At 71.2% G+C, this 12,034-nt stretch carries 16 protein-coding genes and 3 pseudogenes; 6 read left to right on the forward strand and 13 right to left on the reverse strand.

What is annotated here, in order from left to right; translation table 11 throughout:
- Window positions 1-86: 86 nt before the first annotated feature.
- The 5 genes and pseudogenes from ACIGXP_RS33955 to ACIGXP_RS33975 form a co-directional block, all read right to left on the reverse strand.
- Window positions 87-1,169: a hypothetical protein gene (locus ACIGXP_RS33955; RefSeq protein ID WP_399774968.1), complete on the reverse strand. Its 1,083-nt coding sequence runs from the start codon at window positions 1,167-1,169 to the stop codon at window positions 87-89.
- A 167-nt stretch (window positions 1,170-1,336) separates the two neighbouring features.
- A pseudogene (locus ACIGXP_RS33960) lies at window positions 1,337-1,558 on the reverse strand (IS256 family transposase); the annotation flags it as partial.
- A gap of 203 nt (window positions 1,559-1,761) precedes the next feature.
- Window positions 1,762-2,184, reverse strand: a complete 423-nt coding sequence (locus ACIGXP_RS33965; protein ID WP_399774970.1) for an Hsp20/alpha crystallin family protein — start codon at window positions 2,182-2,184, stop codon at window positions 1,762-1,764.
- A gap of 82 nt (window positions 2,185-2,266) precedes the next feature.
- Window positions 2,267-2,656 carry a hypothetical protein gene (locus ACIGXP_RS33970; RefSeq protein WP_399774973.1) on the reverse strand — a complete coding sequence of 130 codons (390 nt, stop codon included), beginning with the start codon at window positions 2,654-2,656 and terminating at the stop codon, window positions 2,267-2,269.
- Window positions 2,657-2,738: 82 nt separating this feature from the next.
- Window positions 2,739-3,314: an HdeD family acid-resistance protein gene (locus ACIGXP_RS33975; RefSeq protein ID WP_399774976.1), complete on the reverse strand. Its 576-nt coding sequence runs from the start codon at window positions 3,312-3,314 to the stop codon at window positions 2,739-2,741.
- Window positions 3,315-3,546: 232 nt separating this feature from the next.
- Between ACIGXP_RS33975 and ACIGXP_RS33980 the strand changes: the two genes are divergently transcribed.
- Complete coding sequence (locus ACIGXP_RS33980) at window positions 3,547-3,969, forward strand: Hsp20/alpha crystallin family protein (protein ID WP_399774979.1); 423 nt, start codon at window positions 3,547-3,549, stop codon at window positions 3,967-3,969.
- A gap of 46 nt (window positions 3,970-4,015) precedes the next feature.
- Window positions 4,016-4,195 carry a hypothetical protein gene (locus ACIGXP_RS33985; protein WP_363219719.1) on the forward strand — a complete coding sequence of 60 codons (180 nt, stop codon included), beginning with the start codon at window positions 4,016-4,018 and terminating at the stop codon, window positions 4,193-4,195.
- A 627-nt stretch (window positions 4,196-4,822) separates the two neighbouring features.
- Here ACIGXP_RS33985 and ACIGXP_RS33990 read toward each other — a convergent pair.
- Window positions 4,823-5,185 (reverse strand): TetR/AcrR family transcriptional regulator, encoded by a 363-nt coding sequence (locus tag ACIGXP_RS33990; protein ID WP_399774981.1) that lies wholly within the window; start codon window positions 5,183-5,185, stop codon window positions 4,823-4,825.
- Window positions 5,186-5,488: 303 nt separating this feature from the next.
- Between ACIGXP_RS33990 and ACIGXP_RS33995 the strand changes: the two genes are divergently transcribed.
- Together ACIGXP_RS33995 and ACIGXP_RS34000 are read left to right on the forward strand one after the other, a co-directional pair.
- Window positions 5,489-5,617, forward strand: coding sequence for a hypothetical protein (locus ACIGXP_RS33995; protein WP_399774983.1), 129 nt, complete (start codon window positions 5,489-5,491; stop codon window positions 5,615-5,617).
- Window positions 5,618-5,646: 29 nt separating this feature from the next.
- Complete coding sequence (locus tag ACIGXP_RS34000) at window positions 5,647-5,859, forward strand: DUF4287 domain-containing protein (RefSeq protein ID WP_399774986.1); 213 nt, start codon at window positions 5,647-5,649, stop codon at window positions 5,857-5,859.
- 36 nt (window positions 5,860-5,895) lie between these two features.
- Here the strand turns inward: ACIGXP_RS34000 and ACIGXP_RS34005 are convergent.
- The 6 genes and pseudogenes from ACIGXP_RS34005 to ACIGXP_RS34030 all read right to left on the reverse strand — a co-directional run.
- Window positions 5,896-6,129, reverse strand: a pseudogene (locus ACIGXP_RS34005) (IS5/IS1182 family transposase); the annotation flags it as partial.
- Window positions 6,130-6,309: 180 nt separating this feature from the next.
- Entirely contained in the window at window positions 6,310-7,275 is a 966-nt protein-coding gene (locus ACIGXP_RS34010; protein ID WP_363219721.1) for a pirin family protein, read from the reverse strand.
- Between the two features lie 91 nt (window positions 7,276-7,366).
- Entirely contained in the window at window positions 7,367-7,708 is a 342-nt protein-coding gene (locus ACIGXP_RS34015) for a hypothetical protein (RefSeq protein WP_399774990.1), read from the reverse strand.
- Window positions 7,705-7,887, reverse strand: a pseudogene (locus tag ACIGXP_RS34020) (sigma factor-like helix-turn-helix DNA-binding protein); the annotation flags it as partial. The pseudogene ACIGXP_RS34020 and the gene ACIGXP_RS34015, both read right to left, overlap by 4 nt.
- A gap of 172 nt (window positions 7,888-8,059) precedes the next feature.
- A complete protein-coding gene (locus tag ACIGXP_RS34025; protein ID WP_399774993.1) occupies window positions 8,060-8,497 on the reverse strand; it encodes a hypothetical protein in 438 nt (145 codons plus the stop codon).
- Window positions 8,498-8,644: 147 nt separating this feature from the next.
- Window positions 8,645-9,211: a GNAT family N-acetyltransferase gene (locus ACIGXP_RS34030; RefSeq protein ID WP_399775235.1), complete on the reverse strand. Its 567-nt coding sequence runs from the start codon at window positions 9,209-9,211 to the stop codon at window positions 8,645-8,647.
- 84 nt (window positions 9,212-9,295) lie between these two features.
- On the opposite strand from ACIGXP_RS34030, the gene ACIGXP_RS34035 reads away from it, so the two are divergent.
- Window positions 9,296-9,952, forward strand: a complete 657-nt coding sequence (locus ACIGXP_RS34035; protein WP_363219723.1) for a hypothetical protein — start codon at window positions 9,296-9,298, stop codon at window positions 9,950-9,952.
- 275 nt (window positions 9,953-10,227) lie between these two features.
- Window positions 10,228-10,584 carry a cupin domain-containing protein gene (locus ACIGXP_RS34040; RefSeq protein WP_363219724.1) on the forward strand — a complete coding sequence of 119 codons (357 nt, stop codon included), beginning with the start codon at window positions 10,228-10,230 and terminating at the stop codon, window positions 10,582-10,584.
- 429 nt (window positions 10,585-11,013) lie between these two features.
- Here ACIGXP_RS34040 and ACIGXP_RS34045 read toward each other — a convergent pair whose 3' ends face one another.
- Window positions 11,014-11,982, reverse strand: a complete 969-nt coding sequence (locus ACIGXP_RS34045; RefSeq protein WP_399774996.1) for a pyridoxal-phosphate dependent enzyme — start codon at window positions 11,980-11,982, stop codon at window positions 11,014-11,016.
- Window positions 11,983-12,034: the final 52 nt, after the last annotated feature.

Raw genomic sequence — 12,034 nt, forward strand, 5'->3', positions numbered from 1 at the left:
TGTGCACGTGCGGCTCAGCCAGGGGCTGAGCGTGTCCGCCGACGGCGAGCTGATCGAACACTCCCGCTGCCGATGCGGGGCCACCTTCACCAAGGTGTTCGACGCCGACGGCGGGGAACCGGAACGCCTACCCGGCTCCTGATGCCTGGCCCCGCCGCCGTGCGGCCGGTGTGCTCGGATGTCTCAGACTGGGCAGCGGTAGTGGCTCGGCCGCGAGCCTGGCGTTCCCGTTCGCGTCGGCTGTATGCGGGGGTGCGTGGGCGTGAGCCGACAAGTGTTCTCAGCATGCCGACCCCCGCCACGACGGCGGCGGCGTGCAGCACCGCAGCGACGGCGAGGTTTTCCGGCAAGGTGACGTCACGGGGGTGGGCCAGTGCCACGAATAGCGTGAGGGGCAGTTTCCAGCCGCTCCACGCGAAGAGCGAGCCTGACCCGAGCCAGCCGAGCGCCAGCAGGAGGCGGTGGGGCACTCGGGCAGGGTGTTGTCGGGCGAGCATCCAGACGGCGGCGGATCCGGCAAGCGCCCAGAATGCACCCACAGCCGTCAGCAGCCACCCATTGGTATCCCGCTCGGCCGGGTGCGTGACTCCGAGGGTGCCGCCAACTGCCCAGTACAGCCAGGCAAGACCGACGACGGCTGCGACAGCAGCAGCCCACGGCTCAGCGGTACGGGTACCGTCCCCGACTCTCGCGGTGAAAACTTCCGGCCAGCGTCGCCGCAGGTAGGCGGGGAGAGCGAGGGCCAGCCCCAGCCCCATCCCGATGAAGCCAAACTGGATCAGTGCGCCTTCCCAGCCAGGCATGGCGGAGTCGTCGCTCCCGCTCTTTTCGCCGCCGCGCGCAGTATCCAGCACCGTACTGAGTACGGCGTACGGCAGGATTGACACGAGGAACCCTGCCCCCGTCCAGGCGCAGAAGGCCACCAGTCGCCCCGGTATCCGCATGCCCCAAGGCCGCGCCAGGGCGAGCGCCAGGGCCATCCCAGTGCCCGCCATGCCGATGGTCACGGTATTGAGGAGGACCCAACCGGCCAGGTTGAACCCCTCGCCGATCGGCGCCAGTCCCAGTAGCGAGCCGACGACCCACGACACTTTGATCAACAAATAGGGCGACACAGCCAGCGCCGCCCCGTATCCTGCGCACCGTCCGACCCGGTCCCAGCGTTCCACCTGGACAGCCCTTCCTCAGCGGGAACTCCAGCCTCGGACATCCCCTGCCCAAGTACATCCGCCACGGGGAGCGTGCGTCTCCGTCGGGTGGCGGAGACCGATCTCGTCATTCAGACGGACCAGGGCATGCGGGCTGCCCTGACGAACGCTCACCAGCACATGCAGACTCAGTGGCGCGGGGTCACTCGTGCCACGAGGGCGCTGGTTCGCTCGACGATCTGGCCGCGTTCGAAGCGGGTTCCGGCACGGACCAGGTCAACGAGGTGGGGTGCGTCAACCGTCCGCCACCGCTGCTGGGCGGACTTGACGAGTTTGACGACCATGGCCAGGGCGGCGGTGCGGGAGCCGGCGCCGCGGGTGACCTTGGTCCGCAGCCGGACGGTGGAGAACGGCGTACCGCGCCCACCGGACTACTCACCTGCCCTCGGCGTCGGGCTCTGCCGTGCATGGCTTGGCCATGCCACGGCCAGAAAGACCGTCACCCGCCGCAGACCCCCGATGTCTGACGGCCGGTATGCCCCGAGAGGCCAGGGAAGGCGTCAGGGCTCCGGACTGATGCCCGAAGCCCTGAAGCAGTGGTGTTGCTGTCGCGTCAGCTGCCCAGTTCCTTGCGATCGCTGCCGCCGCTGACGGCGATCTTGCGGGGCTTGGCCTGCTCGGCGACCGGGATCTGCAGCCTCAGCACACCGGCCTCGTAGGAGGCTTCGATCTTGTCGGTGTCGAGGGTCTCACCGAGGAACAGCTGCCGGCTGAACGTCCCCGCGGGCCGCTCGGTGATCACTGTGTCACTGTTCTCGCCGTACGCCGGCTTGCGTTCGGCCTTCACGGTCAGGACGTTGCGCTCGACATCGAGGTCGATCGACTCGGGGTCCACGCCCGGCAGGTCCATCTCCACGAAGAACATCTCGCCCTCACGCCAGGCGTCCAACGGCATGCCCGCCGGGTGCGCGGCCGTACCCCAGACCCGCTCGACGAGCCGGTCAAGCTCGCGGAAGGGATCTGTACGCATCAGCATCTTCATCCCTCCTTGTCGTCCATCTCGCGTCCTTCGCTCTCTTCCGATGTACCACTGCGCCGAAAAGTTGACAACAGTCGGCTCAACTTTTTTTCGGGCAATTGTTGGCGGCGGTCTGCCGCAGCCAGGCTGCGTCGGCCTCCGGATCGGGGGTGGACACAGCCAGACGGGTGTAGGGGGCGTCGTGACCGAAGGTCGTCACTACGAGCACTGGGCCCTGGGTGCTCAAGGCGGCGAAGTCCCGGCCACGACTGTGCTCCAGCTCGCCCACACACCAGCGCCCCGGGCGGAAGCGGTAGCGGGGCCCGGGGTACGGGCGGACCGCGCGCCACCAGTGCGGCTCCACGCGGACCTCGTCCACGAACTGAAGCGGCAGGCGCACGCTGCGGCGCCGCGCCGCCAGCGCCCACCGCCACGGCAGACGCACCACCAGATCGCCGCCGTTGGTGTGCAGCCGCGTCACGATGCTCACCTGCCTTTCGGTAAACGTGGCGCACCGCAGGCACCTGCGGGCCTGCGGTGCGGCGCCCTTGGGGGCGCGGGGAGCAGAGTGGTCAGTGAGCCACGCGGGCACCGGACGCCGGCCTGGTCCACGACCGCGAACCGTGCTCGGCAAGGGTGCGGTACTCCCGCCAGGCCGCGATCAGCCACAGGCCGCCCGCGATCAGCGCGTACACGCCCAGAACCAGGGCGATGGCCACGGCGCCGGCATCCGGGCGCAGCCAGAGCAGCACACCCGCCGCCACTGACACGACGGCGGAGGCCCGCAACCACCTCGCGTGCCGCATCCGTGTGGCGACCCACAACTCCAGGCATCCCGTCACGATGGCCCAGGCGCCCGCCATGACTACCAGTGCCAAGGCCGTCAGGCCCGGCCACAGGGCCGTGACCAGTCCGGCCACCACCCCCAGTGCGCCGGCCGCCGCACAGGCCGCGGCAGGCCGGCGTTCATGCCGGTGCCGCCACGCCGTAGCGATGAGCATCGCGCCGTCCACCAGGGCGTACGCGCCGAACACCCAGGCCAGGGCCAGCACCGTCAACTGCGGCCAGAGCAGCGTCAGCGCGCCGAAAACGACCGCCGAAACGCCGCGGGCTCCCAGCAGCCAGACACTCTTCATCTCTTCGGTCACGAGCTCCTCCCTTCCGGCCTTCCCGTGCGCCGACCGCCCAGGCCGCCCCGGCAGCCAAGGCCATCGGCGCAACCGAACACTCACTGCCCGTGATAGTGAATTGAGTCGCTCAGTGTCAACTTCATGCAGTCGGAACTTGTCAGTGAATCTCTTGTCGGTTATACGAATAGCCGGTACTCGATCGTCGGGCCGCAGCCCCTGCGGCCTGCCTTCAGGGAGGGAGAAGTTGTACATGCTTGCGCGTACGGGCGGTCTGGGCGATCTCGAACGGCTCACCCATCAGCTCGCGCATGCCGCCGCCCCGGCCGGCACCGTCGTCCCGGTGGATGCCTGGCGCGATGACGAAGCGCTCTACCTGCAATTCGACCTGCCCGGCATGGACCGCTCCACCATCGAGCTGACCACGGAACAGCACACGCTGACCCTGACCGCCGAGCGGCCCTCCCCGATCCCGGCCGACGCCCGTGCCGTACTGACCGAGCGGCCCACCGGCCGGTTCACCCGCCGCCTGGCCCTGTCCGACGCCCTGGACACGGCTGCCGCCGAGGCCGCGTACGACAACGGCGTCCTCACCCTGCGCATCCCCCTGGCCGCACACGCCAAGCCCCGCAAGATCGCCATCTCCGGCGGCGGACCCAAGCAGCTGACCGCCTGAGAGCTGCCTGGCCACCCGTCCCATCGCATCGAAGGAGGCTGAAACCGTGGGCGCCCTGCTGTGGCTGCTCATCCCGCTCGTCGTCGGCATCGCCGCCAGCATCTGGGCCTGGAGCACCGGACACCGCAACCCCAGCCCGCCCGACCACGACACCTGGGAAGACCTCGACCGCTACCAGCGACTGCGGACCGTCCTAAGCGCCAATGAGCACTGCAAGGCGGCGTGAGCCAGGTGATCGCGGGATCGAGCCGGACGCATGTGCACCGCGGGGCTCCTCACTGCGGGCGAGGTTGCCGGCGTCGACATGCGACGCCAGGGTCGCCCAATCGGCGCGCCATCGCGGGCGATTGACGGCCGCCGGAACCGTGTCGCGCTTCAGCGCCTCTTCTGGGCCTGCACACTTCCAGGACCGTGCGCGCCCGGCGACCACGCGCTGGCTCACAGTCTCTCCGCCCGGCTCGCTCGTGACGTAGGCCATGATCGGGATGTCGTCGGGAGTCCTTCCGGCTCCGCTCGGAGCATCCCAACAGTCACGGCGAGGCCATGGTGTTCGAACGATGCATGGGTCACTGCGGCGGGCCGCTGGGGTGCTCTTGTCATGGCGAGTAATGCAGTGGCGAGGCGTAGCCGGCGGCCCTGACTCCGCCACATCCGTCCGGCGGCACTGCGCGACGAGGGGCTGAGGCTGTGACGTCCACCGCCGTCCCGGCAACTGCCGATGTTGGGGTTCGCCGACTCCGCACCCGGCGTGCCCGCGCGCGGGCCTTGCCGGACCTGGTAGCCAGCCTGCGCCCCGAGGGCCGAGCCGCACTTGACAACGGGCGAGGCGTCGAACTGGCCGGATGAGACACCCTCAGTAGTAGAGACCGGCTCCGCCGGGACCACCAGCTGGATGCGGCCGTCCCCCTGGGCCGGGTGAGCGGCCGGTGGGCTGAGTGGTCTCCATGGTGCGGGCGACCTGGGCCATGGCTGTCTGGGAGACGGCGTGCAGCAGAGCGTCACGGTCGGCGAAGTGGCGGTAGGCGGCGTTGGGGACGACCCCGGCCTGCCGGGTGGCGGCGCGCAGCACGACGGCTTCCGGGCCGCCCTGGCGGGCGAGTTCGGGGGCGGCCTCGATCAGTGCGTTGCGCAGGTCGCCGGGCGGTAGGGATCCCGTTTGGGCTGTGGGTTCCCGGCCGCCGCCATGGCCGCCACCTCCAATGTGGACAGCATCCACTTAGGTCGTCTAGGCTCTTGCGTGATCACTCGGGGGCACAGATCGGCGCACTCTCCGAATGTGGACGTCGTACACAAGGTCGGCCGACAGCCGTCCGCACATCTGTCGCCAAGGGGGACCCGCTACTCATGGGTAAGATCACACACTTCGTGCACCAGTCACCGGACGGCTTCATCGAGGGCCCGAACGGGGAGTTCGACTGGCCCCGCAGGCCCTCACCCACAGCGCCGACATCTTCCTGCACGGCCGCGTGGTACGGGACATGATGTTGATCGACGAGTACCAGATCTTCGTCCCCCCGTCGTGCTCGGCGGCGGCAAGCCCGTCTTCACCACCCCGCAGCAGCGCATCGACCTGACCCTGGCCGAGACCAGGACCCTCGACTCACGGGTGGTCCTGCTGCGCCCCGAGCGCACCGCCCACCCCTCCTGAGCCCACCACCACACAGAACGGAACCCGCCGTGAACACACCCGTGAAGGGCCCCGCGAGCTACTTCCCCTCCATTGAGAAGAAGTACGGCCGCCCGATCGCTGATTGGAAGGACCTCATCCGCTCCTCGCCGTTGACCAAGCACATGGAACTCGTGACCTGGCTCAAGACCGAACACGGCCTGGGCCACGGCCACGCCAACGCCCTGGTCGCCCACACCCTCGCCGAGGCAAGCGGCAAGTGAACCTCCCCTGGAGAGCCCGGGAGAGGTCTGCGGCGGTCAGCTCCGGAGGCAGAGCCGGATCGCGGTGATGGTGACGGTGCCGTGAAAGACGTACGCCCGCTTCTCGTATCGGGTGGCCACGGCTCGGAACCCCTTGAGCGCCAAGATCGTGCGCTCAACTTGGTTCCTGCGCCGGTAGGCTGGCCGGTCAAACCCGCATGGCCGGCCGCCCGCACTGCCGCGGCGCTGGCGGTTGGCCCGCTGGTTCTTCGGCTCGGGGATGGTGTGCTTATTGGGTCAGCGTTCGTCTCGCCAAAGCTGCCCACAGATGCGCACACCTTGGAAACGTCGGACAGCCTTGAAGGCGTCGTGAGGCGGCCTCCAAACGCCCGCGTGGCCGGAGATCGCCGCGGTAGGACAGGCGGAGGGGTTGGTCGTGATCCGTGGAACGAGAGCCCGGGTATCCCCAGGTCAGCGCACCCTTCCGCGTGGTTTCAACGGCACCGGCGGCAGCTCGGGTGCGGGCAGCGGAGCCCCGTCGTAGCCCTTCACCTCGCCGAACCGGGTCCCCTTCACCCAGTCCTCACGGGCCTGTTCGATCTCCGCCTGGGTGCGGGCGACGAAGTTCCACCACATGATCAGCTCCTCCGCGAACGGCTCACCGCCCAGGAGCATGATTCCGGCGTCCGACTCGGCGCGCAGCGGCAGTTCGGAGCGGCCGCAGCCGAGGTACAGCATCGAGCCGGGCAGCACCGGCACGCCGTCCACATGAACCTCGCCGGACATGGCCAGGACGCCGTACTCGAAGTCGGGCTCCAGGGGCAGGCGTACGTCGGCGCCCCGGGTGAGGGCGAGATCCGCGCCGACGATCGGGGTGTACGTCGTACCGGGCGAGGCGGAGCCGTCGAGGTCGCCGAGGATCACCGTGGCGGTCAGGCCGGGCGCGGTGACCGTGGGCAGGTCCGGGTGGTACTCGAACTTCGGGTCGGTCCGGCGGTGTTCGTCGGGCAGCGCGACCCACAGCTGGGCGCCGTGCAGGAAGCGGGCGTGCGGGCGCGGGCTCTCCTCGGAGTGGCTGATCGCGCGGCCCGAGGTCATCAGGCCCAGCTGCCGCGGCCCGATCGTCTGCAGGCTGCCCGTCGAGTCACGGTGCAGCACCTCGCCCTCGTGCAGCCAGCTCACCGTCTGCAGTCCGATGTGCGGATGCGGCGGGACCTGCATACCGGGCTCGTCGGCGATGTCGTCCGGGCCGTAGTGGTCGACGAAGGCCCACGCGCCGATCATGCGACGCCCGAGGTTCGGCAGCAGCCGGCGCACCTCGGTCGACTCACCCAGCTTCACCTGCCGGGGGCTCAGCAGTTCGCGGACGGGCTCGGCGACGACGAATCCGCGACCGCCGCAGACACTGGGCACGGGTGCGCGGTCAAGATTGCTCATGCCGCCCAACTTAGCGGGGCGGGCGTCCTACCGGTGGGTGCGGAAACGCGGATTTTCCTTGGTTGAGCCAATCAATCGACTTATGGCGAGGTCACGGGTGCGGCGCGCTCGGGGACGGCGCGGGCGCGGACGTGGTGACCGCGCTCGGCACCGGGGACGGTGTGCCGACCGTGGGACGCGGGACGTGGGCCGGCTCGGTCGGACGGGGAGGACCGCCGCGCGTGGCGAAGAACAGCAGCGCGGCCACGGCGGCCGGCGCCAGAGCGCCCAGCACGGCCCGGCGCAGCAGCACGCGGCGGAGCCGGGACGCCGGCGTCGGCGGGCGCAGGGGGCGCAGGTCGGCGGGACCGACGGAGTGGGCACGTGCGGCCGGCGCGGCCCGCAGCCCTTCCTCGACCGGCGTCCGCACGGTACCGGCACCGGACTCGTTCATCGCAGCCCCTCCGGACGTCGGCCGAGTGCGTCCAGAGCCCTGCCGGCGGTGGACTTGACGGCGCCCCGCGACAGGCCGAGCGTCGCCGCGATCTCGGCCTCGCTCAGATGCGACCAGTAGCGCAGCACCAGGACCTCCCGCTGCCGCCGGGTCAGCGTGTGCAGAGCCGTCAGCACCTCGTCCGCAGAGCCCGTGTGAACCGCCGCCAGGGCGCCGGGCGCTGTGCGGCACGGGCTCGCTCCCAGGGCAGGGCCGCCGCCGGTGGTGTGGCTGTCGTCATGGATCTCCCGGAACCGCAAGCGGGGTGCCGCCGAGCGCGGGCCACGCTTCCGGTCCCTGACTCGGTGGTGCTCAGTCGTGCTGCGGAACCGGCGCCGGTGCTGCGGGGCCGTGCTGCGGAACGTGCTCGTGCCGCATCGGTGCGGGCATGGGGCTCGGGGCCGCGGGTGCGGGCGAGGAGGGTACGGGGCTCGGCTGGGCGTGTGTCGGTGCCGGCACCGGGGTCGGGGTGCCCGGCACGGGGGAGGGGGTCGCGGTGTGGGGCGGTGTGGGTACGGGGGAGAGGGTTGCTGTGCGGACTGGCGACGGTGCGGTGGACGGGGTCGCGTGGTCGTTCGCCGGTGCCGGTGTGGGGGTGGCGCCGTTGTGGAGGGCGGTGTGGCTGCCGTCCTGGGCCGCCTGGGCGGTGATGGTGCCGGCGACGGCCAGGGCCGCGCCGATGGCGGAGGCCCCCAGGGCGGCACGCAGCCTGCGGGCACGGCCGGGCCGGGATGCACGGTGTGCGGACATGGGTTCCTTCGGTCGTTCGGGATCGGGCATCTGGTCGAAGTGGAGGCCTCCACCCGGACAGACGTCCGACCCCGGCCGAGGTTGCAGGCGGCGAACGGGAATTGTCCCGGGCCGGTGGTCAGCCTGCGCTCGGGCCGCCCTTACCCCTCACCCGCCCGCGCCGCCGGCCCCACCCGTCCACTCCGGTGCCAGCACCGACCAGATCTCCTCGTCGTGCCGCTCGCCCCGGTAGGGGTAACTCTCCCGCAGCACGGCCTCCTTGCGCATTCCGAGCCGCCGGGCGACCGCGATGCTGGGCGCGTTTCCCGCCGACACCCACCACTCGACCCGGTGGATGCCGCGCTCCCTGATCGCCCAGTCGATGAGCAGCCGCGCGGCGCGGGTCACCAGACCCCGGCCCACCGCGGCCGGTTCCAGCCAGCAACCCGCCTCCGCCGTACCCTGCGCGACGTCCATCCGGCGCAGGATGACCGCTCCGACCAGTGTGCCGTCGAGTCGGATCCCCCGGATCAGCCCCGCGTCGGCCGCTTCCTTTCCGGCGTACGCCGTCAGGAACGACCGGGCGGCCGGCAGGTCCGTGACCACGTCCGGCAGGCCGTTGAACCGCCCGATGAACTCCCGGCCCCGGTTCACATGGGCGAGGAACTCCTCGGCCTGCCAGGGCTGGAGAGGACACAGCTCGGCGCCGTCGGAGCCGAGGGAGGTCGCGAACATGGTCACCCTTCGGATGATCGGGCGGGACATCTCTGCCACAGTAGTCACCGTTGCGCATCAAGTGGTCGGCAGACGGGGGTCTTCATGCACACACTGTTCCTGCTCGGCACGGGGGCGTTCTGGACGGCGACCTATGTGCTGCTGATCCGGACGGGGCTGCGGGAGCGTACGTTCGGGATGCCCGTGGTCGCCTTCGCCACCAACATCAGCTGGGAGTTCACGTTCGCGTTCGTGCGGCCCCCGACCGGGCTCGGGCACATCGTCAACATCGTATGGTTCTGCTTCGACCTGGCCGTCGGCTACACGCTCGTACGTTTCGGACGGGCCGAATTCCCTTACGTGCCCGAGCGGTTGTTCCTGCCCGCGCTCGCCGTGCTGATCGCCTTCGCCTATCCGGGCATGAACTACGCCTCGGAGCAGTTCGACGCCGGAGCCGGTGCCGTCACCGCGTTCGGCAGCAACCTGGCGATGTCCGGCATGTTCCTCGCGATGCTCGCCGCCCGCCGGGGCACCCGCGGCCAGTCCATGGGCATCGCGGTGACCAAGCTCCTCGGCACGGCCTGCGCCTCCCTGTCGATGCTCACCGACCCCGACTCGGTGCCCCGCCATGACAGCGCCCTCATGTACTACCTCTACGTCGGCTGCTTCCTGCTCGATCTCGCCTACGCCGCCGCCTTGTTCGCCGTACGCCGTCACGCCGAGCGAACGGCCTGCGGCACGGCCCCGGCATGGGCGCGCTGACCGCCGGGGAGGTTCCCGCCGGGCTCACCCCGTGCGCCAGGCCGGCTGCCGTGGCCCGGCGGCCCGGCGCCAGTGGCGGCGTGCGGCGGCATGCGGTGTCCTCGGTCTCGTACGGCCGACATCGTTGTCCGGTCCCGTGTGGCGTCGCACGGGCGCGAGGCCGACGATGGTGGCGTGGGGTACGGCCGCCGCCGCAGCGCCGGTGCCGTCCGAGGCCGCCGGGGGACGGTGGCCGGCCCCGGCCGCGGTGAGCGGCCGGAAGGGAGGACACCGTCATGCTGGAAGTGAAGACGGTCGAGAAGCCTGACGAACGGCGCGACTTCCCCCGCGGTCACCTCGAAGCTTTGCACCTGACCGGGCTCGACTTCGCCGTGGCCACCTTCGAACCCGGATGGCGCTGGTCGGAGTCCGTGGCTCCGCTCGCAGGCACCGACAGCTGCATGGTCCACCACAACGGCTATGTGCTGCGGGGGCGGATGCGCATCCGCATGGACGACGGCGGCGAGGCCGAGATAGGCCCCGGCGACGTGTTCGTGTGCCCGCCCGGGCACGACGCCTGGGTGGTGGGCGACGAACAGGTCGTGGTCTTCGACTTCGCCGGGACCATGGCGAAGGAGTACGCGAAGGGCTGACAGGGCGGGGCGGGCACGGCGGTCCGCCCGCTCGCGGAACCGGGTCGCACGTGGTGTGACCCGGTCGCCGTGCCGGTGGCCCGCGCCGCATCCCCCGCCCCCGAAGAGGAGCCGCCGTCCGTCGTTGAGCCGCCACCGGAGGAAGAGCGGCGCCGGTCGAAAGGCCGCCACGGGCGTGCGTCGTAGCACCGCCGTGCGGCTAGGCGCCGCCCCTTTTTTGCAGCGCCGCCCCTGCAAGGTGCCCTCGCCCCGCGAAGGTCTTCGGCCCCTCGCCCCGCAAACGCCTCCGACCCCTCGCCCCGCAAACGCCTCCGACCCTTGCTCCTCGAAGGCCTGCTCCCTCGCCCCTCGATGGCCCTCACCCTTCGAAGGCTTCCCCCTCACCCTGACCTGCCCCCTCACCTTGAGAAGACGACCCCGCCTTTCCCCTCAAAAGGCCCCCGCCCCCTCCTCCGCGAAGGCGACGGCGGCTGGGTGGCCGAACAGGCCGGGTAGGCCGCCGGTGTGGACGAATACCGTCTTCTCGCCCGGGCGGATCTCACCGTCGCGGACGGCCGCGTGGAGGCCGGCGAGGGCCCGGGCCGTGTAGACGGGGTCCAGGACCAGGCCCTCGGTGCGGGCGGCGAGCCGGAGCGCCTCGCTTGCCGGGCCGGTCAGCGTCGCGTACCCGGCACCCACCTGGTCCCGGCGCACCCGCAGCCCCTCGGCCGTGACCTCCTCCGTGGTGAGCGGCGCCGCGAACTCCGTCACGGCCGCCGCCGGGTCGGCCAGGGCGCCCACGTCGACGCCGAGCACCGCACCGGTGCCCAGGGCCGCGACCAGCCCGGCCATGGTGCCGCCCGAACCGAGCGCGACCACCACCGTCCGCAGCTCCGGCAGCTGCTCGTCCAGTTCCTCGCCGCAGCGCACATAGCCACGGGCGCCCAGCACTCCCGACCCGCCGAACGGGATCAGCGTGGTCCGGGCACCGCCGGCCCGCAGCCGCGCGCACACCTCGGCCGCCGCCGCGTCCAGCCCCGCCCGGTCCACCTCGCCCGCCCAGACGAGCCGCGCCCCGAACAGCCCGTCCAGCGCAAGGTTCCCGGAGTGCGAGGCGCCCGGTGTGCCGCGCAGTACGAGGACGGCGGACAGGCCCAGCCGGGCGGCCGCCGCGGCGGTCAGCCGGGCGTGGTTGCTCTGCGGGGCACCCGTGGTCACGAGTGTGTCCGCGCCCTCGGCGAGGGCCGCGCCCACCGTCCACTCCAGCTTGCGGATCTTGTTCCCGCCGCCGCCCGGACCGGTCAGGTCGTCCCGCTTGATCCACAGGTCCCCGGGTCCGAGCCCGAGCGCGGCGGCCAGCCGGGGCGCCGGTTCGACGGGGGTGGGGAAAGTGCCGAGCGGTACGGGGGAGTGACTCATGGCGTACGCCCTTCGGTGCGGAGCGGGGATGCCGATCGCGGTCGTTCGGGAC

The organism is Streptomyces sp. NPDC053069 (assembly GCF_044546895.1).
GTDB lineage: Bacteria > Actinomycetota > Actinomycetes > Streptomycetales > Streptomycetaceae > Streptomyces.

Excerpts from the sequence above, each read along its gene's own strand:
- ACIGXP_RS33965 (WP_399774970.1), bottom strand. The coding sequence starts at position 2,184 with ATGCTGATGCGTACAGATCCCTTCCGCGAGCTTGACCGGCTCGTCGAG.
- ACIGXP_RS33980 (WP_399774979.1), top strand. The coding sequence starts at position 3,547 with ATGCTTGCGCGTACGGGCGGTCTGGGCGATCTCGAACGGCTCACCCAT.
- ACIGXP_RS34010 (WP_363219721.1), bottom strand. The coding sequence starts at position 7,275 with ATGAGCAATCTTGACCGCGCACCCGTGCCCAGTGTCTGCGGCGGTCGC.
- ACIGXP_RS34015 (WP_399774990.1), bottom strand. The coding sequence starts at position 7,708 with ATGAACGAGTCCGGTGCCGGTACCGTGCGGACGCCGGTCGAGGAAGGG.
- ACIGXP_RS34025 (WP_399774993.1), bottom strand. The coding sequence starts at position 8,497 with ATGTCCGCACACCGTGCATCCCGGCCCGGCCGTGCCCGCAGGCTGCGT.
- ACIGXP_RS34030 (WP_399775235.1), bottom strand. The coding sequence starts at position 9,211 with ATGTTCGCGACCTCCCTCGGCTCCGACGGCGCCGAGCTGTGTCCTCTC.
- ACIGXP_RS34035 (WP_363219723.1), top strand. The coding sequence starts at position 9,296 with ATGCACACACTGTTCCTGCTCGGCACGGGGGCGTTCTGGACGGCGACC.
- ACIGXP_RS34040 (WP_363219724.1), top strand. The coding sequence starts at position 10,228 with ATGCTGGAAGTGAAGACGGTCGAGAAGCCTGACGAACGGCGCGACTTC.
- ACIGXP_RS34045 (WP_399774996.1), bottom strand. The coding sequence starts at position 11,982 with ATGAGTCACTCCCCCGTACCGCTCGGCACTTTCCCCACCCCCGTCGAA.